At 67.7% G+C, this 23,595-nt stretch carries 20 protein-coding genes; 9 read left to right on the forward strand and 11 right to left on the reverse strand.

Annotated features, from left to right (window positions below; all coding sequences use genetic code 11):
• Positions 1 to 33 precede the first annotated feature (33 nt).
• From metG to IEY07_RS20260, 3 genes are read left to right on the forward strand one after another with little or no spacing between them, the layout of a single operon-like run.
• Positions 34 to 1,818, forward strand: coding sequence for a methionine--tRNA ligase (gene metG, locus IEY07_RS20250; protein WP_188897275.1), 1,785 nt, complete (start codon positions 34 to 36; stop codon positions 1,816 to 1,818).
• A gap of 38 nt (positions 1,819 to 1,856) precedes the next feature.
• Entirely contained in the window at positions 1,857 to 2,348 is a 492-nt protein-coding gene (locus IEY07_RS20255) for a MarR family winged helix-turn-helix transcriptional regulator (protein ID WP_188897277.1), read from the forward strand.
• Entirely contained in the window at positions 2,345 to 3,613 is a 1,269-nt protein-coding gene (locus IEY07_RS20260) for an MFS transporter (protein WP_229670400.1), read from the forward strand. Before IEY07_RS20255 ends, IEY07_RS20260 begins: the two co-directional genes overlap by 4 nt.
• Positions 3,614 to 3,637: 24 nt before the next feature.
• Here the strand turns inward: IEY07_RS20260 and IEY07_RS20265 are convergent, their stop codons facing one another.
• From IEY07_RS20265 to IEY07_RS20280, 4 genes are read right to left on the reverse strand one after another with little or no spacing between them, the layout of a single operon-like run.
• Positions 3,638 to 4,522, reverse strand: a complete 885-nt coding sequence (locus IEY07_RS20265) for an aldehyde dehydrogenase family protein (protein WP_188897279.1) — start codon at positions 4,520 to 4,522, stop codon at positions 3,638 to 3,640.
• On the reverse strand, positions 4,519 to 5,985 hold the full coding sequence (locus IEY07_RS20270) for an aldehyde dehydrogenase family protein (RefSeq protein ID WP_229670402.1): 1,467 nt from the start codon (positions 5,983 to 5,985) through the stop codon (positions 4,519 to 4,521). The genes IEY07_RS20265 and IEY07_RS20270 overlap by 4 nt, the downstream gene beginning before the upstream one ends.
• Before the next feature lie 4 nt (positions 5,986 to 5,989).
• On the reverse strand, positions 5,990 to 6,967 hold the full coding sequence (deoC, locus tag IEY07_RS20275; protein ID WP_188897283.1) for a deoxyribose-phosphate aldolase: 978 nt from the start codon (positions 6,965 to 6,967) through the stop codon (positions 5,990 to 5,992).
• A gap of 9 nt (positions 6,968 to 6,976) precedes the next feature.
• Positions 6,977 to 7,960, reverse strand: coding sequence for an N-acetylmuramoyl-L-alanine amidase family protein (locus IEY07_RS20280; protein WP_188897285.1), 984 nt, complete (start codon positions 7,958 to 7,960; stop codon positions 6,977 to 6,979).
• On the opposite strand from IEY07_RS20280, the gene IEY07_RS20285 reads away from it, so the two are divergent.
• Positions 7,959 to 8,675 (forward strand): endonuclease/exonuclease/phosphatase family protein, encoded by a 717-nt coding sequence (locus IEY07_RS20285; protein ID WP_188897287.1) that lies wholly within the window; start codon positions 7,959 to 7,961, stop codon positions 8,673 to 8,675. The genes IEY07_RS20280 and IEY07_RS20285 overlap by 2 nt on opposite strands.
• Here IEY07_RS20285 and IEY07_RS20290 read toward each other — a convergent pair.
• The 6 genes from IEY07_RS20290 to lat all read right to left on the reverse strand — a co-directional run bounded on the left by IEY07_RS20290 (position 8,657) and on the right by lat (position 17,148).
• Entirely contained in the window at positions 8,657 to 9,646 is a 990-nt protein-coding gene (locus tag IEY07_RS20290) for an alpha/beta hydrolase (protein ID WP_188897289.1), read from the reverse strand. The genes IEY07_RS20285 and IEY07_RS20290 overlap by 19 nt on opposite strands.
• Before the next feature lie 103 nt (positions 9,647 to 9,749).
• Positions 9,750 to 10,760 carry an NADP-dependent oxidoreductase gene (locus IEY07_RS20295; RefSeq protein WP_188897291.1) on the reverse strand — a complete coding sequence of 337 codons (1,011 nt, stop codon included), beginning with the start codon at positions 10,758 to 10,760 and terminating at the stop codon, positions 9,750 to 9,752.
• A 33-nt stretch (positions 10,761 to 10,793) separates the two neighbouring features.
• The gene (locus IEY07_RS20300) at positions 10,794 to 11,987 is read right to left on the reverse strand and encodes an acyl-CoA dehydrogenase family protein (RefSeq protein WP_188897292.1); all 1,194 of its coding nucleotides are present in this window, start codon (positions 11,985 to 11,987) and stop codon (positions 10,794 to 10,796) included.
• A gap of 29 nt (positions 11,988 to 12,016) precedes the next feature.
• Complete coding sequence (locus tag IEY07_RS20305; RefSeq protein WP_188897294.1) at positions 12,017 to 14,230, reverse strand: thiamine pyrophosphate-dependent enzyme; 2,214 nt, start codon at positions 14,228 to 14,230, stop codon at positions 12,017 to 12,019.
• A gap of 24 nt (positions 14,231 to 14,254) precedes the next feature.
• The gene (locus IEY07_RS20310) at positions 14,255 to 15,808 is read right to left on the reverse strand and encodes an aldehyde dehydrogenase family protein (protein WP_188897296.1); all 1,554 of its coding nucleotides are present in this window, start codon (positions 15,806 to 15,808) and stop codon (positions 14,255 to 14,257) included.
• Positions 15,805 to 17,148, reverse strand: a complete 1,344-nt coding sequence (lat, locus tag IEY07_RS20315) for an L-lysine 6-transaminase (protein ID WP_188897297.1) — start codon at positions 17,146 to 17,148, stop codon at positions 15,805 to 15,807. The genes IEY07_RS20310 and lat overlap by 4 nt, the downstream gene beginning before the upstream one ends.
• A 206-nt stretch (positions 17,149 to 17,354) precedes the next feature.
• Between lat and IEY07_RS20320 the strand changes: the two genes are divergently transcribed.
• The 5 genes from IEY07_RS20320 to IEY07_RS20340 are packed head-to-tail and all read left to right on the forward strand — an operon-like array spanning position 17,355 to position 21,917.
• The gene (locus tag IEY07_RS20320) at positions 17,355 to 18,350 is read left to right on the forward strand and encodes an ABC transporter substrate-binding protein (RefSeq protein ID WP_188897299.1); all 996 of its coding nucleotides are present in this window, start codon (positions 17,355 to 17,357) and stop codon (positions 18,348 to 18,350) included.
• Complete coding sequence (locus tag IEY07_RS20325) at positions 18,347 to 19,231, forward strand: ABC transporter permease (RefSeq protein ID WP_188897302.1); 885 nt, start codon at positions 18,347 to 18,349, stop codon at positions 19,229 to 19,231. The genes IEY07_RS20320 and IEY07_RS20325 overlap by 4 nt, the downstream gene beginning before the upstream one ends.
• 3 nt (positions 19,232 to 19,234) lie before the next feature.
• The gene (locus IEY07_RS20330; RefSeq protein WP_188897304.1) at positions 19,235 to 19,969 is read left to right on the forward strand and encodes an ABC transporter ATP-binding protein; all 735 of its coding nucleotides are present in this window, start codon (positions 19,235 to 19,237) and stop codon (positions 19,967 to 19,969) included.
• A complete protein-coding gene (locus IEY07_RS20335) occupies positions 19,966 to 21,543 on the forward strand; it encodes an FAD-binding protein (RefSeq protein WP_188897306.1) in 1,578 nt (525 codons plus the stop codon). The genes IEY07_RS20330 and IEY07_RS20335 overlap by 4 nt, the downstream gene beginning before the upstream one ends.
• Complete coding sequence (locus tag IEY07_RS20340; RefSeq protein ID WP_188897308.1) at positions 21,540 to 21,917, forward strand: 4Fe-4S dicluster domain-containing protein; 378 nt, start codon at positions 21,540 to 21,542, stop codon at positions 21,915 to 21,917. Before IEY07_RS20335 ends, IEY07_RS20340 begins: the two co-directional genes overlap by 4 nt.
• Before the next feature lie 12 nt (positions 21,918 to 21,929).
• Here IEY07_RS20340 and IEY07_RS20345 read toward each other — a convergent pair whose 3' ends face one another.
• Positions 21,930 to 23,588, reverse strand: a complete 1,659-nt coding sequence (locus tag IEY07_RS20345) for a phospho-sugar mutase (protein WP_188897310.1) — start codon at positions 23,586 to 23,588, stop codon at positions 21,930 to 21,932.
• Between the last annotated feature and the right edge of the window lie 7 nt (positions 23,589 to 23,595).

Genomic DNA, 23,595 nt, shown 5'->3' on the forward strand with positions numbered 1-23,595 from the left:
CGGGTGAATTGGCCCGAAAGCTAGGGTTGAACCATGGCATCTCATGTTCTGACCAGCGTTGCGTGGCCGTACGCCAACGGCCCGCGGCATATCGGTCACGTCTCGGGTTTCGGTGTTCCCTCCGACGTCTTCTCCCGCTACATGAGAATGTCCGGCCACAACGTCCTGATGGTTTCGGGCACCGACGAGCACGGCACGCCGATCTCGGTCCAGGCCGAGGCCGAGGGCGTCACCGCGCGCCAGCTCGCCGACAAGTACAACGACGTCATCACCCACGATCTGCAGGGCCTCGGGCTGTCGTACGACCTCTTCACCCGGACCACGACCCGCAACCACTACCGGGTGGTGCAGGAGCTCTTCAGCGCGTTGTACAAGAACGGTTACGTGGTGCCGAAGACGACCATGGGCGCGATCAGCCCGAGCACCGGCCGGACGCTTCCGGACCGCTACATCGAGGGCACCTGCCCGATCTGCGGCTACGACAGCGCCCGCGGCGACCAGTGCGACAACTGCGGCAACCAGCTCGATCCCGTCGACCTGATCAATCCGCGCTCGCGGATCAACGGCGAGACGCCGAAGTTCGTCGAGACCGAGCACTTCTTCCTCGATCTGCCGGCGCTGTCCGGTTCGCTGGAGAAGTGGCTGGGGACCAAGACCGAGTGGCGCCCGAATGTGCTGCGCTTCTCCCACAACCTGCTGGCCGACCTGAAGCCGCGGGCGATCACCCGCGATCTCGACTGGGGCGTACCGATCCCGCTGGACGGCTGGCGCGACCAGTCGATGAAGCGGATCTACGTCTGGTTCGACGCGGTGATCGGCTACCTGTCCGCCTCGATCGAATGGGCCAGGCGGACCGGCGACCCCGAGGCATGGAAGCAGTGGTGGCTCGACCCGGACGCCGAGGGCTACTACTTCATGGGCAAGGACAACATCGTCTTCCACTCGGTGATCTGGCCGGCGATCCTGCTGGGCCAGAACGGCCAGGGTGATCATGGCGGCGAGGTCGGCCCGTTCGGCACCCTCAACCTGCCCAGCGAGATCGTCTCCAGCGAGTTCCTGACCATGAGCGGCTCCAAGTTCTCCACCAGCCGCGGCCAGGTGATCTACGTCGGCGACTTCCTCCGCGACTTCGGTCCGGACGCGTTGCGCTACTTCATCGCGGTTGCCGGCCCGGAGAACCAGGACACCGACTTCACCTGGTCGGAATTCGTCCGGCGGACCAACTTCGAGCTGGCCAACGAGTGGGGCAACCTGGTCAATCGCTCGGTCTCGATGGCCCACCGCCAGGTCGGAGCGATCCCGGAGGCGAATGATCAACGCGATGCCGATCATGACCTGCTCTCCTTGTCCGGCAGGGCTTTCGATGAGGTCGGGGCACTGCTGCGCAGGAGCCGGTTCAAGCAGGCGATGACCGAGTCGATGCGCGTTGTCACCGCGGCCAACAGGTACCTGTCGGATCAGGAGCCGTGGAAACTCAAGGACGATCCGGTCCGCCGCGACACCGTGCTGCACACCGCGCTGCAGGTGGTGTCGGATGCCAACACGCTGCTCACCCCGTTCCTGCCGCACGCGGCGCAGAAGGTGCACGAGGCGCTGGGCCGCGACGGCGTCTGGGCCGCCCAGCCCGAGATCCGTACGGTCAGTGAAGAAGACGGCCCGGACTATCCGGTCCTGATGGGGGAGTACGCCTCCGAGCAGGCCGAGTGGAAGTCCACCCCGATCACCCCCGGTGCGCCGTTGCAGAAGCCGACGCCGCTGTTTCCCAAACTCGACGAAAGCCTGGGCGACACCGGACCGGACTGGGCCCGGCTCGACTGACCTTGCATTTAGTTAGGCAGTCTATATAGACTGCATATGTGGTTGAGTCGACGGCACCAACAGTCGCGTCCCCAGGTTCGATCGGACACGCTTCCGTCGGGGAGGCTGCAGGTGACCTCTTCTTGGCCTGCGACCGCTTCACCCGTGCTGCGGCACGGCTGGGCCGGACCCGGGACGCCTCGGCAAGTTGGCGCGCCATGGCGATCCTGGAGGAGTCCGGTCCGCTGCGGATCAGCGAATTCGCCGCACTGGACCGCTGCTCACAACCCACGGCGACGGCCATGATCAAGAAGCTCGAGGAGGCCGGCTACGTGCAGCGCACGTCCGACCCCGAGGACGGCCGTGCGTGGCTGGTCAGCATCACCACGGTAGGCAGCGACCGACTGCAGCAGGTCCGGGCGGAGACCACAGAGATGATCGGCCACCGGCTGAGTGACCAGACAGACGTAGGCCGGGATGAGGTTGCCGCGGCATTGCGGGTGCTGACCCGACTGACCGACATGATCAACGAGAAAGGTGACAACCAGTGAGCGCCAGCGCACATACCGAGGCGAAACCGTCGATCTTCCGGCAGACGAAGGCGGTCTGGGCCGTCGCGTTCGCGTCGGTGATCTCCTTCATGGGCATCGGCCTGGTCGATCCCATCCTGCCGACGATCACCAACCAGCTGAATGCCACACCGTCGCAGACGCTGCTGCTCTTCACCAGCTATCTGATCATCACGGGCGCGGCGATGTTCTTCACCAGTTACGTCTCCGGCCGGATCGGTGCCAAACGGACGCTGCTGTTCGGCCTGGTGTTCATCGTCGCGTTCGCGGCGGCGGCGGGTGCGTCCAACTCGGTCGGCATGATCATCGGCTTCCGGGCCGGCTGGGGCCTGGGCAACGCGCTCTTCATCTCGACCGCGCTGGCCACCATCGTCGGCGCGGCCAGTGGCGGAGTGGACAGCGCGATCATCCTGTACGAGACCGCTCTGGGCGTCGGCATCGCGATCGGTCCGCTGCTCGGCGGCATCCTCGGCGGGATCAGCTGGCGCGGTCCGTTCTTCGGCACCGCGATTCTGATGGCCATCGCGCTGATCGCCATCCTCGTCCTGTTGGGGAAATCGGACGCCGCTCCCCAGCGGGTGAAGTTCACAGCGCCGTTCGCCGCAGTCCGGCATCCAGCGATCCTCACCCTCGGACTGGTCGCACTGTTCTACAACTTCGGCTTCTTCACACTGCTGGCCTACAGCCCCTATCCGCTGAATGACGCGGTGAAGGTGATGACCGGCAAGCCGATGGCCCCGATCCAGCTTGGGCTGGTGTTCTTCGGCTGGGGTCTGTGTCTCGCGATCACCTCGGTCTTCGTCGCCCAGCCGCTGGCACGCAAGATCGGCCGCCGGCACACCGTCTACATCGTGCTGGTCGCCCTAGCCGTCATCGAAGTGATCATGGCATTGAAGGTCAGCTCGTTCGTGGTCGTCACGGTCTGCATCATCGTCGGCGGTCTCTTCCTCGGTGTGATGAACACGGTCATGACCGAGTCGGTGATGGAAGCCAGCGACCTGCCGCGGAATGTCGCCTCCTCGACCTACTCCGGCATCCGCTTCCTCGGCGGCGCGATCGCGCCGGCCATCGCCGGTCCGATCTCGACCCACATCAGCGCCGGTGCGCCGTTCTTCTTCGGGGCCGGCTCACTGCTGGCCGGTGTGGTGGCTCTGACCATCGGCCGGAAGGCGATCGCCCACATCGATGCCGAGGAGAAGTTCTCCGACGAAGAGGAAGCCGAGCTGCTGACCGCCGCCGACTCCTGAGTCGCCGGGACCGGCGGGCAGCGGTCAGTAGCTGCTGCCGCCGGCCAGTGACGGTGAACCGGTCGGGTGCCAGACGGTCTTGATCTCCAGGAACGACCGGAGCCGTACGGTGCCGGGAGCGGCTGCGAAATCCGGACGCCCCTTCGGCCGGTAGACCCGCTTCACGGTTCCGGCCGCCACCCCCTCGAGTTCCGTGGCGAGGCCAGCTTCGGCACCGGTCAGGTCGAGTGCGTTGACGTCGGCGTGCGCGGCCAGATGCGGGGCGATTTCGGTGGCGCTGCCGGTCAGGATGTTGACCACGCCGGCCGGTACGTCCGAGGTTGCCAGCACCTCGGCGAAGGTGATGGCGATGCAGGGGTCTGCCTCGGCAGCGATCAGTACCGCGGCGTTGCCGCCGGTGATCACTGGCGCCAGCACCGACACCAACCCCAACAGGGGAGCGTCGGTCGGGGCGATGATCGCCACCACGCCGGTCGGCTCGGGTGCGGAGTAGCTGAAGTACGGCGCCGAGACCGGATTCGCCGACCCGAACACCGCTGCCAGCTTGTCGGTCCAGCCGGCATAGTGCACCAGCCGGTCGATCGCCGCGTCCACCTCGGCCACCGCGGCAGCATGATCGACTCCGCGGCTGGTGATCAACAGCTCGATGAATTCCGGTGCTCGGGACTGCAGCATCTCGGCGATCCGATAGATCACCTGGCCGCGGTTGTACGGCGTCGCCTTCGACCAGCTGCTGAATCCCTTGCGCGCCGCTGCTACCGCATCGCGGGCATCCTTGCGGGAGGCCAATACGGCGTTGGCCAGGAAGCTCCCGCCGGCGTCGGCGACCTGATACGTACGCCCCGACTCGGAGCGCGGGAAGGATCCGCCGACGTACAACTTGTAGGTCTTGGCCACGGCGATGCTCATCCGATCAGTGCCTCGTCGTCGGTGTCGAGATAGGCAGCCAGGCCCGAGGGGCCGCCCTCACGGCCGAAGCCGGATTCCTGGTAGCCCCCGAACGGTGCAGCTGGATCGAATCGGTTCCAAGTGTTGTCCCAGATCACTCCGGCTCGCAGCCGCGCGGCCATCGCCATCGCCCGCGATCCCTTCTCGGTCCAGACGCCGGCGGACAGCCCGTACGGTGAGTTGTTCGCCTTCGCGAGCGCCTCGTCCGGAGTCCGGAAGGTGATCACCGACAGCACCGGACCGAAGATCTCCTCCCGAGCGATCCGCATCGTCTGGGTCGCGTCGGTGAAGATCGTCGGCGCGACGAAGAATCCCTTGTCGGGAAGGGGACAGGAAGACTGCCACAGCTCGGCGCCCTCGTCGACGCCGGCCCGGGTCAACTCGGTGATCTTGTCCCATTGGGATCGGGAGTTGATCGCCCCGACATCGGTGTTCTTGTCCAGTGGATCGCCGACTCGCAGCGTGTCGACCCGCTCCCGCAGCCGGGTGAGCAACTCCTCAGCGATCGACTCCTGAACCAGTAACCGGGATCCGGCACAACAGACCTGACCTGCGTTGAAGAAGATCGCGTTGACGATGCCCTCGACCGCCTGGTCGATCGCCGCATCACTGAAGACGATGGTCGCGCCCTTGCCGCCGAGCTCGAGGGTGAGCTTGCGACCGGTGCCGGCCAGCGTCTGCTGGATCTGTTTGCCGACCGTGGTCGACCCGGTGAAAGCGACCTTGTCCAGGCCGGGATGTCGCACCAGTGCGGCGCCCACATCACCGGCGCCGGGAACGATGTTGACCACGCCGGGCGGAAGATCGGCGTCGGCGATGATCTCGGCCAGCACCAGCGCCGACAACGGCGTCGTCTCTGCCGGCTTGATCACCACGGTGTTGCCGGCCGCCAGTGCGGGCGCGATCTTCCAGGCCGCCATCAGCAGCGGAAAATTCCATGGGACCACCTGGCCGGCAACGCCGAGCGGCTTCGGGTCGGGGCCGTGGCCGAGATGCTGCAGTTTGTCCGCCCAGCCCGCGTGGTAGAAGAAATGCTGTGCCGCGGTGGGGACATCGAAGTCCCGGGTCTCCTTGATCGGCTTCCCGTTGTCGAGGGCCTCGAGCACCGCAAGCTCGCGGGAGCGCTCGGCGATGCCACGAGCGATTCGGAAGAGATACTTGCCCCGCTCGGCGCCGGACAGCCGCGACCAGGGACCCTCGTAGGCCTGCCGGGCGGCGTGCACGGCGGTGTCGAGGTCAGCCTCGCTGACCGTCGACACGGTGCTCAGCGGCTCGTCGCGACCCGGGTTGACACTGACGAGATCATCTCCACTGCCTTCGACGAATTTGCCGTCGATGAAGGGCAGGTAGCGCTCCTTCACCCGGCCGATCGCCTCCGACTCCGGTGCCGGTGCATAGTCCCACTCGGTCGGATCGGTCGCCACGGATTCAGTCGAGCGAGACATAGTCGCCTCCCCAGTAGTGGCCCTCGAGCTGGGTCCGTCGTTGCATGATCAGATCGTTGAGCACCGATGAAGCGCCGAACCGGAACCAGTGCGGATGCAGCCATTCCGGACCCGCGACCTCGCGGACCGCAACCAGGTAACGGATCGCGTCCTTGGCCGTACGGATCCCCCCGGCCGGTTTGACCGCTCGCTGTTCGCCGGTGGCCCGCTTCCAGTCGTGGACCGCCTGCAACATCACGTGGGTGACCGGGAGCGTCGCAGCCGGGCTGACCTTGCCGGTCGAGGTCTTGATGAAGTCGCCGCCGGCCAGCAGCGCGAGCCAGGATGCTTTGCGGACGTTGTCGTAGGTGGCGAGCTCCCCGGTCTCGAGGATCACCTTGAGCCGGGCCGCTCCGGCGGCCTGTTTGACCGCGACGATCTCGTCGTAGACCTTGCCGTAGTGGCCTGCCAGGAAGGCACCGCGATCGATCACCATGTCGATCTCGTCGGCACCGGCCGCGACGGCCGACTCGACGTCGGCGATCTTGACCGGCAGCGCCGCCCTGCCGGACGGGAAGGCGGTCGCGACCGAGGCGATGTTGATCTTCGTCCCGGTATTCTCGCTGCCCGCCAGGGCACCTGCGGCGACCGGGACAAGATCGGGATAGATGCAGATCGCGGCCACCCGCGGTGTGTCCGGCCGCTCCGGGTCCGGCTGCAGGCCCTTGCGGACCAGGTTGCGCACCTTGCCGGCAGTGTCGGCGCCCTCGAGCGTTGTCAGGTCGACCATCGAGATCGCCAGATCGATCGCGGTCAGTTTGGACTGCTTCTTGATCGACCGAGTCGCCAGGGCGGTGGCCCGCTGCTCGAGCGCGACCGGGTCGACCCCCGGCAGTCCGTCGAGGAAGCGGCGCAACCGGACCTCGTCGGCGACCACGTCGGCGAACGCCGCTGGCACGACTCCGGTGGCGGTCTCAGACATACCGCGACCCTACCCGTTCCGGTGCCTCGCGATGCAGCGCCGGAGCGCGACCGTCGACTCGGGCCGGGCGCCCTTGACCGGCACCGCGGCGACGATGCCGTCCAGGATGCCCTTCGCGTACAGCGTCTCGTCGTGGGTGGTGATCCGCCGGGTGGTCGAGCCGCCGGTCCTGGCACCGGACTCGCTGTAGACCCAGGGGACCCTTGTCAGCAGCTGGACCAGCGCCAGGTTGCCCGGTTCAAGGCCGGACCTGCCGGTGAAATTCTCCTCGGTGATGGCGACCGGCCGGTGCTGGTCCCGACGGCGCGCGGCGGCGATGAGCCTGGCGTAGTGCGCGCTCTTCCTGGCCACGCCGGGATGGTTGAACACCGTCCGGTCCGCGCCGTCGCCGCGCCACATGGCGTGATAGCGACCATGATGCTTGACACCCCGCTGGCTGTAGACCGCCTGGAAACTGTCGGTCTGGGTGTGGTCGTCGTGCACGCTGATCGCCAGGTCCGCATGGACCGTGTCGGCGATCTGTGCCCGGCGGGTCAGGCTGACCGTGCTGGTCGCCTTCTTCTTGGTCAGGACCACCCGGTAACCGATCTTCCGCAGATCCGCCGCGACACACAGGCTGATGCCGAAGACCTCGGTCATCTCCGGCTCGTTCGGGTAGTCGAAATCGGTCAGTCCGGTAGCCGCATTCCGGCTGCGGATCGAGCGGCCGCTGTGGCCGGGATCGATCACGATCACCGGCGCATGGGCCGGCGTGCTCTTCGGGGTCGCGGCAGGCGTTGCGATAGGCGTTGGGGTAGGCGCCGGATCGGATGCCGAGGCCGCGGCTGTCGGCGACGGGTCGGAGCCCGGCTGCCCGGTGCCGGACGGGGACCGGCCGGCGGTCGCGCGGGGCGGCGTACGAGCGGTCGGCTGGTTCGCGCAGCCGGCGAACAGCAGCAGGCAGGAGGCTACGATCGCCCCAACCGTCCGCCGGCCGAACCGAGGTCCGCTCATGGCAGTCAACCTAGCCCCGATCCGATTGCTGACCTACAACGTTCATCGCTGGGGCGACGACCGGTCGGCGGTCACCGAGGTGATCACCCGCTGCGCCCCGGATGTCGCGCTGATCCAGGAGGCGCCGACCTGGTGGGGCACCCGATGGCGGCGTAGGGCCTTCGCCCGCAGCGTCGGGATGCACTACGTCGCCGGGGCCGCCCGGACCATCGCCCTGGTTGCCGACCCGATCCGCTGGTCGGTCGCCCGGCGGCGGATCCGGCGGCCGTTGATCCGGCGATGGAAGCGGTTCTGGACCCTGCAGCTGCCCGGCGGCGCGGTGGCGGTGCGGGGCGGCGAGCCGCCGATCACGCTGATCGGTTGTCATCTCGGCCTGGCCAACGCGGCCCGGCCGGCGGAACTGCAGCAGGCGCTCCGGCTGTCGCAGCCCGGCGAGCCGCTGATGGTCGTCGGCGACGTCAACGAACGTCCCGGCGGGCCGGTATGGCAGCTCGCGGCAACCCGCGGCCTGGCCGACGTCACCGCCGCTGACGGTCCGACCTTCCCGGCGTCGCACCCGCAGGCAAGGATCGATGCCGTCTGGGTCTCACCCGGATTGTCGGTGTCCCGGATCGACCTGGCCCCGTTGGGGCTCGGCCACGACGTTCTGGTCCGGGCCTCCGATCACCTGCCGGTTCTGGTGGGGATCAGCAGCTCTCAGGCATCGGTCCGGTAGGCCCCGCGGAGGACGTCGCGGACATGCGCCTGCCAGTCCCGGGACCGGGCTGAGGTGGCGGTCAGGACACTGGAGCCGTGCAGGTGCCCGGGCTCGCGGATCAGGTCGACCGCATTGCCCGCCTCCCGCAGCCGGTTGGCGTAGCGCTCGGTCGAATCCCGCAACGGGTCGAATTCGGAACTGATCACCAGAGTCGGCGGCAGACCAGAAAGATCCTCGATCTCCATCGGCAAGGCGTACGCGTCCCGTACCGCGGGTGGCAGGAAGCTGACGATCACCTCACCCAGAAAGGACAGGTCGGCATCCGAGGCGAAGCTCTCGCTCGGATCACCCGAGGTTTCGAAGGCGAGCATCGGCGATTCGAGGGCGACGTGTATCGGCTGGGGCCCGCCGCGGTCGCGGATCCGCACCGAGGCGACGGCCGCCACATAGCCGCCGGAGGAGATCCCGCCGATCCCCAGCCGGGAGCTGTCGACGTCGAGGTCAGGATCCTGCAATGCGGTGTCGTAGGCCAGCAAGAGATCCTCGACACTTGCCGGATAGGGATCCTCGGGGGCCAGCCGGTAGCCGACCGAGAGGATCTGCAGGCCGGTCGCCTCGGCCCGGGCGGCGCAGATCCGGTCGTTGACGATCTCATCGACGCTGCCGAGCAGGAAGCCGCCGCCGTGACACCACACCTGGGTCGGATACGGCGAGGTCAGGTCGGCGGGCAGATACCGCCGCAGCCACAGCCGGCCCTGGGTCCCATGGTCCGTCTCCGGCCGGTCGATGCACCGGTTGCTGATCAACACCGAGGACGGTGACGGGGCGGTGAATTCGACGGCCAGCCGATCGGAGAGTTCCTTGAGCGCCCTCCGACGGACCGTGGTGTCGGGGTCCCGCAGGCCAGGCAACGTGGCGCCGTGCTCGGCGATCCGGGTCAACCACACCGTCACGGGGTCGTTGAGGTCGAGCTGGATCGGTTCCGTCACAGGGCCCTTCCTCGGATATGTCCGAAATCCCTGGCACGATAGCGTGCCGGAGTCCGGCACCGAGGCCGATCCGGCGCGCAGCGTGAAAATCCTGCGCGGACGCTCAGTCGAGCTTGATGATCATCTTGCCGGTGTTGTCGCCCTTGAGCATTCCGATGAATGCCGCGGGGGTGTTCTCCAACCCGTGTACGACGGTCTCCCGCGCGACGAGTTGCCCGGAGGCGTACCAGCCGCCGACGGTGCGGGTGAACTCGTCGGCGATGTCGGAGTGGTCTCCGACCAGGAATCCGGTCATCGTCAGTCGGCTGCTGATGAACAGCCCGAGATTGCGCGGTCCCGGTTCCGGCTGCTCCTTGTTGTAGTTGGAGATCGACCCGCAGATGGCGATCCGGCCGTGCAGATTCATCCGGCCGATCGCGGCCTCGAGCTGTTCGCCGCCGACGTTGTCGAAGAACACGTCGACACCGTCCGGCGCCGCTTGCGCCAGCAGTTCCGCGGCCGGACCGTCGTGGTAGTCGAAGACGCTGTCGAAGCCGAGAACGTCTCGCAGATAGTCGATCTTGGCGGGGCTGCCGGCGCTGCCGATCACCTGCCGGGCGCCGGAAAGCTTCGCGAACTGGCCGACCATGCTGCCGACCGCTCCCGCCGCGCCGGAGACGAAGACGATGTCGCCGGGCTTGAACGAGGCGATCCGCAAGAGACCGACGTAGGCGGTCCGCCCGGTCATACCGAGAGCGCCGAGATACAGCGTGGGGGACACACCGTCCTGACGCGGCACGACGGCCGCCTGGTCGGCCGGCAGCACGGCATAGTCCCGCCAGCCGAGGTTGTGCACGACCAGGCTTCCGACCGGCACCTGATCACTGCCGGAGGCGATCACCTCGCCGACCGCGCCGCCCTGGGCAGGTTGGTCCAGCTGCCACGGTGCTGCGTACGACGCAGCGTCGCGCATCCGTCCGCGCATGTAGGGGTCGACGGAGATGGCCAGATTGCGCACGGCGATCTCACCGGGTCCCGGGTCGGGCAGGGTGCTGGTGACCAACCGGAAGTTGTCCTCGCTCGGTTCACCCTGCGGCCGGGAGACCAGGTGGAATGCGCGGGCCGTGATCGTCATGTCAACTCCTTGTCCTGATGCTCATCCGTACCGTCAGCCGAAGGCATTCTCGCCAGTCAGGGCCTGGCCGATCACCAGTTGGTGCACCTCGCTGGTGCCCTCGTAGGTGAGCACCGACTCGAGATTGTTGGCGTGCCTCATGATCGGATACTCACCGGTGATGCCGTTGGCGCCGAGGATGGTCCGGCAGGTCCGGGCGATCGTGAGCGCCTCGCGGACGTTGTTGAGCTTGCCGAGACTGACCTGGCGGGGATCCAGCTGATGATCATCTTTGAGCCGTCCGAGATGCAGCGCCAGCAGGAAACCCTTCTGCAGCTCCAATGCCATATCGGCCAGTTTGGCCTGGGTGAGTTGGAAACCGGCCAGCGGACGGTCGAAGACCTCGCGTTCGGCGGCGTAGCGGATCGCAGTGTCCAGACAATCACGGGCAGCGCCGAGGGCGCCGAAGACGATCCCGAAGCGGGCCTCGTCGAGACATGACAGCGGGCCGCGCAGACCGGTCACTTCCGGCAGGACTGCGTCGGCCGGAAGCCGTACGTCCTGCAGCACCAACTCGGAGGTGACCGAGGCGCGCAGCGACAGCTTCCTGGTGATCTTGGGAGCGCTGAAACCCGGGGCGTTCGTCGGCACCACGAAGCCGCGGACGCCCGCGCCCGGCCTGGAGGACTGCGACTCGTCCGGATCGGTCTGGGCCCAGACCACGGCGACGTCGGCGACCGAGCCGTTGGTGATCCACATCTTCGTTCCGTTCAGCACCCAGCCATCGCCGTCCCTGCGGGCGACGGTGCGCATCCCGGCCGGGTTGGAACCGAAGTCCGGTTCGGTCAGACCGAAACAGCCGATCGCCTCGCCGGCCGCCATCGCCGGCAGCCATCTCTGTTTCTGGTCTTCACTGCCGAATTTCCAGATCGCGAACATCGCCAGCGAACCCTGGACCGACACCAGGCTGCGCAGGCCGGAGTCGCCGGCCTCGAGTTCCAGACAGGCCAGCCCGTACGAGACTGCGTTCGTCCCTGCGCACCCGTAGCCGGTCAGATGCATGCCGAGCAGGCCGAGTGCACCGGCTTCCTTGATCAGGCCGAGGTCGATCTCGCCGCGTTCGTACCAGTCGGCGATGTTCGGGCGAACCCGGTCGTCGACCCAGTCCCGCACCGTAGCAGCGATGTCCTGCTCGTCGTCGGTGAGCAGGTGGTCGATCTTCAGCAGGTCCAACGGCGACGTCGGCATCTGTCTCCTTGTTGTGTCAGGTTCTTCTTTCAGCGGGCCCGTCGGGCGGCAGCCCGGTTGATGCCGACCAACTCGTGGGCGGCCTTCTCGATCTCGTCCGGGCCGAGCAGCACGTGATCACTGGCACTGCCCAGCGGGATGAAGCTGTCCTGACTGGCCACCCGCTCGATCATCTGGTCAAAACCGTGCTCGACCAGGGCGGTGATCACACCCTCACCGACGCCGCCGCTGTGCCGGGTCTCGTCCACCACCAGCACGTGCCCGGTGCGGGCTGCGGCTGCCACGATGTCGTCGATTGGCAGCGGCTTCAGCCAGCGCAGGTCGAGCACCGTCGTCTCGATCCCGTCGACCGCCAACCGGTCGGCGACCAACAGGCTCATCGGCACCCCGTTACCGAAGGTGATCATCGTCAGATCGTCGCCCTCGCGACGGACCCTCGCGGAGCCGATCGGGACCTGACCACCCTGGTCGGCACTCAGCCAGCCGTCGTCACCGGGCTCGGCCAGATCCCGCCGGTGGTAGAGCGCGATCGGCTCCAGGAACACCGAGACCGTGCCGTCGACCAACCCGGCGGCAACCAGGGTGCGCAACATGGCGGCCGCGTCGTCGCCCTGACTGGGACAACCGACCACCAGGCCGGGGATGTCCCGCAGCGACGCGATCGCGTTGTCGTTGTGGAAATGGCCGCCGAATCCCTTCTGGTAGGACAATCCCGGGAGCCGGAGCACCAGAGGGTTGCGGAACTGATCGGTGGAGAAGAACTGCTGGGTCGCTGCCTCGCCGCGGAGTTGGTCGATGGCGTTGTGCAGATAGGCCAGATACTGGATCTCGGGAATCGGCAGCAACCCGGCCAGCCCGCTCCCGAGGGCCAGCCCGAGGATCGACTGCTCGTCCAGGACCGAGTCGAAGACCCGCGCCGCACCGTGTCGGCGGGCCAGGCCGCGGGTGACGCCGTAGACGCCGCCCTTGACGCCGACATCCTCGCCGAAGACGATCGCCCGGGCCTCGTTGGTGAGGATGTCGTCCAGGGTCTTGTTGATCGACTCTGCCAGGGTCGCTCCGGTCCCCGGGCTTGCCGATGTGTTCCCTGAGCCCATCGAAGGGCGCTTCGACAATCCCAGTGCGCGATCGGCCACCTGGTCCGGATGCCGGGGCGCCAGTGGACCCATCACCTCTTCGGCCGATCCGAGCCGCGGCCGGCCGAGCAGGGTCTGCACCTGATGATCAAGATCGGCGCGCCGGGCGTCGTAGCGGTCGAGCACCTCCGCAGGCCTGACTCCGAGATCGACCAGCCCCTGGGCGGTGCCGAGCAATGGATCGCGGTCGTAGTCGGCCTCGATCTGGCGCTGGCTGCGGTAGGAGATCTCGGCGTCGCTGCCGGCGTGGGCGAGAAACCGTGCGCAGCGCAGGTGCAGGAAGGCCGGACGGCGGCGCTCCCGGACCACGCGGGCCGCTGCTGTTGCGGCGGCGTACACCGCCTCGGGATCGGTGCCGTCGCAGGCGAAGTAGTCCAGGCCAGGCCGCGAGCCGTAAGCGGTCTCGATCCAGCCCTTGGGGGTCGGTACCGAGATCCCGTAGCCGTTGTCCTCACAGATGAAGAGCACCGGCACCGGCAGACCACGGTAGGCGGTGTTCAGGGCGGTGTTGATCGCCCCGACTGCGGTCGAGTGGTTGGCCGATGCATCGCCGAAGGAGCAGACCACGACCGCATCCGCCGGCCACCGGGGCGCAGCGGTGTCCGGGGCGATGCGGTAAGCACGGGGCAGCGAGATGGCCAGACCGACCGCGCGCGGCAGATGTGAGGCGATCGTCGAGGTCTGCGGGATGATGTGCAACTCGCGGTTCCCGAAGACCTTGTGCCGCCCGCCCGCGATCGGCTCCTCGGCCAGCGTCATCAGACCTTGCAGGATGTCGCGGCTGCCGTCCGGACCGGACCTGAAGAGGTAGAAGGCGCCGGATCGGTAGTGCAGCAAGGCGGGATCGTCGGGCCGCAGTGCTGCGGCGATCACGGCATTGCTCTCGTGTCCGGCCGAGCCGATCGTGTAGAAGCCCTGGCCGCCGGCCTGCAACTCGCGCGCCACGATATCGACGTGTCGACTGCCGGCCTGGGCGTCGAAGATCAACTCCAACTCCGCCCGGCTCAGGCGGTGCTCGATGCCACGGCGCGGAATCAGGTTCTGGACCGCGCCGCGCAGGTGTGCGTCCAGAGCGCCGCCGGGTGGTGTGGGAGAGGTACCGGCCATGCCTGATTATCGCAACGATTCGATCTAGGCGAGCGTGAACCCCGGGTTACCGCTCAATTCCGCTGTGTCCATCTGGGCCTTCTGCAAGCGTCCCGAATAGTCCCAGTTGACCGACTGCCAGTGAGTGAATTGATCAAGCACCCAGATCCCCGACTGCCGGGATCCGTTCCCCGACTTGCCGTTGCCGCCGAAAGGCAGGTGCGCCTCGGCGCCGGAGGTGGAGTTGTTGACGCTCACCATGCCGGCCGAGATCTGGTCGCGGAAGGCGAATGCTTCGCGGGCATCGTTGGTGTAGATGGCCGAGGACAATCCGTAACCGGGCGCGTTGGCCAACTCGATCGCCTCGGTGAAGTCCCGGTAGCTGGTCACGCCGACCAGCGGCCCGAAGGTCTCCTCGTCGAAGATCTGATCACCGGGCCGGACGCCGTCGACGACGACCGGGTGGTAGAAGAGGCCCGCTGCCGGTTCGCCGACGAAACCCCGCCGCGGATTGTCGGCAGTGATCCGCCCCTGCTCGGCCTGCACGCGGTGATGCGGTTGCAGGAGGCCGAGGAACTCCTCGTAACGCTGGGCGAACTTGGCGTCCATCAGCGGCCCCATCACGACGGCCTGTGTCGGATCGCCGACCGACGCCGCGGCGACCGTCGCATTGAAACGGGACAGGAAATCGTCGTGCACCAACTCGTGGACGATCACGGTGCCGAGTGAGGTACACCGCTGTCCGGCGGTGCCGAAGCCCGCGAAGAGCGCACCCTCGACGGCAAGATCAAGATCGGCGGCCGGCGTGACGACCATCGGGTTCTTACCGCCGAGTTCCAGGCAGGCGGTCTGCAGGTGGCGACCGGCCAAGCCCCCGACCTCCCGGCCGACGGCCGAGGATCCGGTGAAGCCGATCTTGTCGATCAGGCCCTGGTCGAGGCTCTGCTCCAGGCCGGCGAAGGTGTCCGGTCCGCCGGCGTGCACGATGTTGAACACGCCGTCGGGCAGGCCGCCGCCGGCGACGAAGATCTCGTGGAATGCCGCGGAGGCGGCGGGGGAGTACTCGGCAGGTTTCCAGACGATGGTGTTGCCCGCCAGCAGGGCCGGCACGATGTACCAGGACGGCACCGCGACCGGGAAGTTGCCGGCGGTGATCACCGCGGCGGAGCCGACCGGGCGGCGGAAGGTGAAGAGCTGCTTGTCACCCATCTCGCTGGGCACGGTCTGGCCGTAGAGCCGTCGGCCTTCGCCGAGGAAGAAGTCGCAGGTGTCGATGATCTCCTGCACCTCGCCGAGCGCTTCGGCGTACGGCTTGCCGATCTCGGCGGTGACGAGCCGGGCCAACGCCTCCTTGTTGTGCTCGACGGCCCGGCCGATCTGGGCGATCGCCCGGCCTCGGACAGGTGCCGGGATCGCCGCCCATCCGGGCTGCGACTTCTTGGCCGATCCGGCAGCAGCCACGAACGTCGCGGCGTCGCCGAACGACACTTCGGCGATCACCTCGTCCAGCTCGCTCGGGTTGGTGCTGGTGGCCGTGGTGCCACCGGGGACCGCCCGGCCGTCGATGATCGACGAGACCTGTGCTTGACGACGGGTCACTTGCTTCCTCCTAGGACCTGATCCAGCGCCCGGTCCAGCGCATCGGTGGCTTCGTCGATCTCGGCTTCGGTCACCGAGAGTGCCGGCCGGAACCGGATCGCCCGTTCGCCGCTGGGCAGCGCCAGCACGTGCTCATGATCACGAAGCCACCCCAGCACGCTATCGCGGGTCGACGTGTCGGCAAGATCGACGGCGACCATCAGCCCGCGGCCGCGGACGTTGGACAGTACCTCTGCCGGATACTGCTCGGACACCTTGTGCAGACGATCGACGAAGTGCCGGCCCTTGGGCCCGGCCGCCTCGATCAGGCCCGCGGTCCGGATGTGCTCCAGGATCCTGGTGGAGCGAACCATGTCGACCAGCCCGCCGCCCCAGGTGGAGTTGATCCGGCCGGAGACCGAGAAGACGTTGTCGGTGACCTCGTCGACCCGGCGACCGGCCATGATGCCACCGACCTGGACCTTCTTGGAGAAGGCGACGACGTCCGGCTGCAGCCCGAGCTGCTGGTAGGCCCACGGTGTGCCGGTGGTGCCCATGCCGGTCTGGACCTCGTCCACGATGAACAGTGCATCGTGATCATGGGCCAGTCGCTGCATCGCCTGCAGGAAGTCCGGGCGCAGGTGGTTGTCGCCGCCCTCGCCCTGGATCGGCTCGCAGATGAAGGCCGCGATGTCGTGGGGATGCTGTTCGTACGCCTTCCGGGCCTGGTCGAGCGCATGCTCCTCGGCGGCGATCACCTCGGCCAGATGATCTTGGAGCGGGAAGGTGATGGCCGGGACGTCGATCCGTGGCCAGTCGAATTTCGGGAACCGTGCCACTTTGTTGGGCTCGGTGTTGGTCAACGACATGGTGTAGCCGCTGCGACCGTGGAACGCGCGGGTCAGATGCATGATCCGAGAGCCGAGCCCGGGAGAGCGGCCGGCTGCCTCATTGAGCCGGGACTTCCAGTCGAAGGCGACTTTCAGCGCATTCTCGACCGCGAGCGCTCCGCCCTCGACGAAGAACAGGTGCGGCAGCGCCGGGTCGCCGAGCACCCGGGCGAATGTCTCGACGAATTCGGCGTACTGGGGGCTGTAGATGTCGGAGTTGGCCGGCTTGTTGGCCGCGACCCGGGCCAGTCGTTCCAGGAAGGCCGCGTCGTCGGTGACGCAGGCCGGATTCAGTCCCAGCGGAGCGCTGGCGAAGAACGTGTAGAAGTCCAGATAGGTCTCACCGGTGCGGGCATCCACGAGGCGACTGCCTCGGCTCGCCTCGAGATCGGCAACCAGTTTGAAGCCGTCGGTGAGCACGTGGCGCGCCAGGACGTCGTGGACGTCCGTTGGTCGAACTTCGTGTGACATCGGTCCTCCTGCGCAAGATTGCCGTCGATCACCACAATATGCCGCAATTTATCGTGGCGACAGCGCTAACGGCACGAAAGTCTCGGGTCCCAACCAGATGGCCCGCGGGTGGCAGAGTTGTCCACGGAATGAAACCCTATTAAAAAGGGCGGGAAACCGGGTAATACTCGGTCGGGTTGTCGGTACCGATGAGGGGAATGCTGTCCATGAAGAAACTCGCGCGCGCCGTGGCGGTGCTGCTGGCCACCACGGGCATGGCGGTCCTGGCTGCCTGCAGCGGCGGCGGGTCGTCTGCCCAGTCGTCGGGGGCCGAGGGCTACACGCTGCGGATCGGTACGACTTCGACGACCGGGACCCCGGCCGGCAACATCGGCTGGGGGGACAAGAAGGGGATCCTCAAGTCCGATCTTGCGGCGGCCGGCGTGACCAACATCAAGTACTCCTACTTCCAGTCCGGCGCCGACATCGTCTCGGCCCTGCTGGCCGGCGCGGTTGACGTGGCCGCCGTGGGGGACACACCGGGTCTGTCGTCCAAGGGCAACGGCGGCGATGTGACGTTGTTGTCGCTGGACTCCTACAACGAGGACATGTGGCTGGTCGGAGCCAAGGGCGGCCCGACCACGATCCAGGGGCTGGCAGGCAAGTCGGTGGCAGCGGCGACCGGGACGCAACGGGACCGGTCGATCCGGCAGCTGCTCGATCTGGCCGGGCTGACGACGAGGGTCACCGTCAGCAATCTCGGCACGCCGCAGGCCTTGGCCGCGCTGAAGTCCGGCAAGATCGCCGGGACGGTGCTCGGCGGTGCGGACGCGTACACGCTGACCCAGCAGGGCTATCCCGTCCTGGACCGGTTGTCCAAGCACAAGGGCCTCGGTGGCGTCGGCACCGATGTCGCACTGAAATCCTTCGTCAGCAAGCATCCGGGCTTCGAGAAGGCGTGGCAGAACGCCATCGTCAGCATCAACAGAGACATCCTGGGGCATTTCGACGACTACCTGACTTGGGTCTCCCAGCTGGACGGCATCTCGGTCGCTCTCGAGCGCAAGGGCACAGACCGCAAGACCTTCAACACCGAGCCGTATCCGGCCGCCGGGATCGCCGAACTGCAGACGTCGCTGGACTTCCTGGAGAAACAGGGCGACATCAAGAAGCCCTACAAGGTCGCCGACTGGGTGGCCGAGAGCTCAGGTGATCAGTCATGACGACCGTCGCATCGGCCGGTGCCCGGACGGTCGCCGGCACCCGACCCGATCCGGCAACTCCGTCGGCAACAGCCGGTCTGGTGGAGCTCACCGCAGCGTCCAATCGCGCGCGCCGGCGGCTGGTGCCCCGGTGGCTGCGGCGGCTGGCCGGCCCGGTGATCCTGTTGCTGGCCTGGGCGGTCGCTTCGGGCAGCGGTCTGCTGGATGCGCAGCTCTTCCCGGGCCCGGTCCAGGTCGCCCGGGCTGCCTGGAACCTGATCGAGACCGGTCAGCTGCAGGCCAATGTCGGCCGGTCGTTGATCCGCGTCCTCGAAGGCACCGTGCTGGGCATCGTGATCGGGGTGATCATCGCGCTGGCCGCCGGCCTGACCCGGATCGGTGAGGACCTTCTCGATCCGGTGATGCAGTTGTTCAAGGCGGTGCCGAGCTTCGCCCTCACCCCGCTGTTGATCATCTGGATGGGTATCGACGAGGCGCCCAAGATCACCCTGATCACGATCGGTGTTGCGATCCACATCTACATCAACACCTACAGCGGAATCCGCGGCGTGGACAGCCAGCTGGTCGAGGTGGCCCGTACGCTGCGGGCCTCCCGCCGGCAGTTGATCAGCCAGGTGATCTTGCCCGGCGCGATGCCGAACTTTCTGGTCGGTCTGCGGGTCGGGCTGAGCAGTGCGTGGCTGAGCCTGATCTTCGCCGAGAGCATCAACGCCACCCAGGGCATCGGCTTCCTGATGCAGCGCGCGCAGACCATGCTGCAGTTCGACGTATCGCTGTTGATCATCTTCATCTACGCGGCCGTCGGGCTGCTCAGCTATGCGCTGGTCCGCTTCCTGGAGCGGCAGCTCCTCGGCTGGCGCAACGGATTCCAAGGAGTGTGACCGGTGCCTGACCAGGATCGCAGGACCGATCTGGCGGTCGAGATCAGCGATCTCAACCGTACCTTCGGCGATCAAGAGGTGCTGCGCGGGGTCGATCTGTCGATCGGGCGCGGCGAGTTCGTCGCCATGCTCGGCCACAGCGGCTCGGGCAAGAGCACGCTGTTGCGGGTGTTGGCCGGCCTGGACACCGAGGTCGGCGGCGTAGTGCTGGCGCCGGCCGAGCGTGCGGTGGTCTTCCAGAATCCGCGGCTGCTGCCGTGGCGAAGGACCCTGGACAACGTGGTGTTCGCGCTGCGTGGTCCGGATGCGGTCGTACGGGCCCGGGACGCGTTGGCCGAGGTCGGCCTGGCGGCCAAGGAGAAGTCCTGGCCGCTGACCTTGTCGGGCGGCGAGGCCCAGCGAGTCTCGCTGGCCCGTGCCCTGGTCCGTGAACCGCAGCTGTTGTTGCTGGACGAGCCGTTCGGTGCGCTGGACGCGCTGACCCGGATCAAGATGTATCAACTGCTGCGCGACCTGTGGGGCCGGCACCGCCCGGCAGTCCTGCACGTCACCCACGACGTGGACGAGGCGATCCTGCTGGCCGATCGGATCGTCGTGCTCTCCGACGGTGTGCTGTCACTGGAGATCGGGGTCGACATCCCGGTGCCCCGCTCGCGCAACGCCGCGGGCTTCGCAGCGTTGCGGGAGCGGCTGCTGGCCGAACTCGGAGTCACCGAGGAGATCGGGAGCGCCGCATGATGCAGACCGACGTGCTGGTGGTCGGCGGCGGCCCGGCGGCGACCTGGGCCGCCGAGTCCGCGGTCACCGCCGGAGCCCGGGTGATCCTTGTCGACAAGGGCTACTGCGGTGCCAGCGGTGCGGCGGCAGCCAGCGGCAACAATCTCTGGTACGTCCCGCCCGGGCCCAAGCGGGAAGCATCGATCCGCAAGAAGGCCGACCAGGCCCAGGGCTTGGTCGACCAGGAATGGATGGAACGGGTCGTGTCCACCACCTGGGACCGGCTGTTCGATCTTTCCGACTGGGGATATCCGTTCCCGGTCGACGACGACGGGATCCAGCGGCGCAGCAGCCTGCAGGGTCCGGAGTACCTGCGGCGGATGCGTCGGCGGATCCACCGTGCCGGGGTGCAGATCCTTGATCATCATCCGGCGCTGGAGTTGTTGATCGACGCCGACGGCGTGGTCGCCGGGGCGGCCGGCATCGCCCGCCAGGACGGCGGCCGCCGCTGGGAGATCGCGGCCGGAGCCGTGGTGCTGGCGACCGGCGGGTGCGCATTCCTGTCCGGGACCTTCGGCACCAACCCCGACACCGGGGACGGCCATCTGATGGCCGCGGAGGCAGGTGCGGAGCTGTCCGGGATGGAGTTCTCCACCCACTACGGGCCGTCGGCTGCCTGGGGCGTCCACACCAAGGGCCGGATGCTGCAGTTCGCCACCTTGTACGAGGCCGACGGGGCCAGGATCGACATTCCGCCGGGCGGCTCGGTGCGGGGGATCGCGATGGCGCGGGAGATCGCCGGCCAGCAGGTCTTCGCCAGCCTCGAAGGGGTTCCCGAGAATCTTCGGGACATGATGCGCTACAGCCAGCCGAACTACTTCGTCCCGCTGGAGAAGGCGGGCATCGACGTCTTCCGGGACCGGTATCCGCTGCGAATGGTCTACGAGGGCACCATCCGCGGTACCGGTGGTCTCCGGGTCGCCGGCCCGGAATGCCAGACGACGGTGCCGGGACTCTTCGCGGCCGGCGATGTCGCCACCCGGGAGTTGATCACCGGCGGGATCAGTGGCGGTGGCGCGTACAACGGCTCGTGGGCGATCTCGTCGGGCACCTTCGCCGGGCGCGGCGCAGCCCGCTTCGCCGCCGCGCGCGGGCTGCGGACCGCCGAACTGCGGCCGGACGGCCGGGTCGGGCTGCGGCCGGAACGATCCGGTACGGCCGAGCCTGAGCTCGCCGACGAGTTGATCACCGCCACCCAGGACCGGATCCTGCCACCCGCGCTGACCGTACGACGCACCGGTGAGGAGCTGTTGATCACCGAGAAGATCACCGACGGGTTGTGGCAGACGGCTCGAGCGGAGCTCGGCGGACGAACCGATGGCCGGGACGCGCTCCGCGACCGCCAGGCGGCGGCGATGATCGCGCACCTGCGCTGGATCACCGCCTCAGCCCTGTATCGGCGCGAATCCCGGTCGATGCACCGCAGGCTGGACTATCCCGAGCTCGGCGACCAGAACTACCGGATCGTCGTCGGCGGTCTGGACGAGATCTGGAACCGCCCGGAGACCGGGGCTGACGAACGGCTGGCTTCATGATCGAGATCGTCAGCAAGGACCGCTGCGTCAGCTGCGACGTGTGCATCAGGGTCTGCCCGATGAACGTCTTCGATCGCGGTGCCGACGGGATCCCGGTGATCAGCCGGCAGGTCGACTGCCAGAGCTGCTTCCTCTGCGAGGCGTACTGCCCGACCGATGCGCTGTACGTCGCGCCGTTCGACCATCCTGTCCCGGCCGGCAGCGACCAGGCCGATGAGCAGGCCCAGATCGCCGCCGGCGCTCTCGGCTCTTACCGGGCCGTACTGGGGTGGGGGCGCGGGCGCCGCAACGGCAGCAGGCTTGACCAGAATCACCTGTTCGGTGTCAACGGGGTCGGTGGTGCCGGCGGACCCGGCAGCGGCGTCCGACCGTGACCGGGGAGCCGGTCAGTCGACGCCCAGCGCAGCGCTCATCTGCCGGCGGAGACCCGTGAGCAGCTCGGCTGCTCTGCGGCGTGCCTCATCGAGGGACCGATCGTCGGTCGGCACCCGGGCCTCGAGATAGCACTTGAGCTTGGGTTCGGTGCCCGAGGGTCGGGCCACGACCTTGATCGACTCCCCGGTAAACAGAATGCCGTCTGTCGGTGGCAGGACGCCGTCCGGTCCAAGATCGATTCCCTGGTCCAGATCGCGGACGACGACCGGCTGCCCGACCAGCGTCATCGGTGGATCGGTACGTAGCCGGCCCATCATCCGGGTGATGACAGCGGGATCATCGACCCGGACCGTGAGTTGGTCGGTCTCGTGCACCCCGTACCGCAGAGCAAGATCATCCAGCCGGTCCGAGAGCGTACGACCGTCGGCCTTCAGTGTCGCGGCGAGTGCCAGCACTCGAAGCAGGGCAGTGATCCCGTCCTTGTCCGGGACGGTGGTCGGGTCCACGCAGTAGCCGATCGCCTCCTCGTAACCGAAGACCAGATCGGGCACCCGCCCGATCCACTTGAAACCGGTCAGGGTGGAGCGGAACGGCTGATCATGGTCGGTGGCCAGGGTGCGCAGCAGCGAGCCGGAGACGATCGAGCAGGCGTACGTTCCCGGCGCACCGCGCCGCAGCGTATCGTCGGCCAGTAGCACTCCGAGCTCATCGCCGCGCAGCATCCGCCAGCCCGCCGGACCGGGAACCGCCACCGCGCAGCGATCGGCGTCGGGATCGTTGGCGATCACCAGCTCCGCGTCGGCCCGCTCGGCGGCGGCGATCGCAAGATCAAGAGCACCGGGCTCCTCCGGATTGGGGAACGGCACGGTCCCGAAGTCGGGATCGGGCTCGGCCTGCTCCCGGACGACGATCGGCGGGCTGAAGCCGGTACGGCTGATCAACTCGTCGACGATCGGCTTGCCGACGCCATGCATGGGGGTGAAGACCCACCTCAGCTCGCGCGGCGTGTCCGGCATGATCAACCCGACTGCCCGGTCCAGGTAGCCGCCGACCAGTTCGGGACCGACCAGCTGGTAATCCCGCGCGCGGGGCACCTCCGACAGTGGCGTGGCGGCGATCTCGTCGATCCGCGCGGCGATCTCCCCATCGGTGGGCGGCACGATCTGCGAGCCGTCCCCGAGATAGACCTTGTAGCCGTTGTCCTGACCTGGATTGTGAGATGCGGTGACGACGACGCCGGCGACGCAGCCGAAATGCTTGATGCCGAAGGCGACCACCGGCGTGGGCGTCGGTCTGTCGGTGAGCAGCGGCCGGAATCCCGCCGCCGTAAGGATCTCAGCGCTGTCGGTGGCGAACAACGATGACTTGTGCCGGGCGTCGTAGCCGATGATCACCCGGCCGCCCGTCAGTCCTTGGTCGGCGAGGTAGCGGGCCAGTCCAGCTGCGGCCTGGCTGACGGTGACCCGGTTCATCCGGTTCGGCCCAGGGCCCATCGCTCCGCGTAGCCCGGCAGTGCCGAACCGCAGCCGGCCCGAGAACGCGTCGGTCAGCTCGTCCCGGGCGTCCTGGTCGCCGGCGTCAGAACGCCGTACCAGGTCGTCGAGTTCGGCGACGGTCGACGGGTCGGGATCCTGATCACGCCAGGCCCGCACCCGATCAGTGTCGATCACGCCCGAC

The sequence above is a fragment of the Microlunatus endophyticus genome (genome assembly GCF_014646195.1).
Taxonomy (GTDB): domain Bacteria; phylum Actinomycetota; class Actinomycetes; order Propionibacteriales; family Propionibacteriaceae; genus Microlunatus; species Microlunatus endophyticus.

What these genes read in the sequence shown, in the direction of transcription:
- metG (WP_188897275.1), top strand. Translation starts at nt 34, where the DNA reads ATGGCATCTCATGTTCTGACCAGCGTTGCGTGGCCGTACGCCAACGGC.
- IEY07_RS20300 (WP_188897292.1), bottom strand. Translation starts at nt 11,987, where the DNA reads ATGCCGACGTCGCCGTTGGACCTGCTGAAGATCGACCACCTGCTCACC.
- IEY07_RS20280 (WP_188897285.1), bottom strand. Translation starts at nt 7,960, where the DNA reads ATGAGCGGACCTCGGTTCGGCCGGCGGACGGTTGGGGCGATCGTAGCC.
- lat (WP_188897297.1), bottom strand. Translation starts at nt 17,148, where the DNA reads ATGTCACACGAAGTTCGACCAACGGACGTCCACGACGTCCTGGCGCGC.
- IEY07_RS20320 (WP_188897299.1), top strand. Translation starts at nt 17,355, where the DNA reads ATGAAGAAACTCGCGCGCGCCGTGGCGGTGCTGCTGGCCACCACGGGC.
- IEY07_RS20325 (WP_188897302.1), top strand. Translation starts at nt 18,347, where the DNA reads ATGACGACCGTCGCATCGGCCGGTGCCCGGACGGTCGCCGGCACCCGA.
- IEY07_RS20285 (WP_188897287.1), top strand. Translation starts at nt 7,959, where the DNA reads ATGGCAGTCAACCTAGCCCCGATCCGATTGCTGACCTACAACGTTCAT.
- IEY07_RS20340 (WP_188897308.1), top strand. Translation starts at nt 21,540, where the DNA reads ATGATCGAGATCGTCAGCAAGGACCGCTGCGTCAGCTGCGACGTGTGC.
- IEY07_RS20305 (WP_188897294.1), bottom strand. Translation starts at nt 14,230, where the DNA reads ATGGCCGGTACCTCTCCCACACCACCCGGCGGCGCTCTGGACGCACAC.
- IEY07_RS20335 (WP_188897306.1), top strand. Translation starts at nt 19,966, where the DNA reads ATGATGCAGACCGACGTGCTGGTGGTCGGCGGCGGCCCGGCGGCGACC.
- IEY07_RS20295 (WP_188897291.1), bottom strand. Translation starts at nt 10,760, where the DNA reads ATGACGATCACGGCCCGCGCATTCCACCTGGTCTCCCGGCCGCAGGGT.
- deoC (WP_188897283.1), bottom strand. Translation starts at nt 6,967, where the DNA reads ATGTCTGAGACCGCCACCGGAGTCGTGCCAGCGGCGTTCGCCGACGTG.
- IEY07_RS20265 (WP_188897279.1), bottom strand. Translation starts at nt 4,522, where the DNA reads ATGAGCATCGCCGTGGCCAAGACCTACAAGTTGTACGTCGGCGGATCC.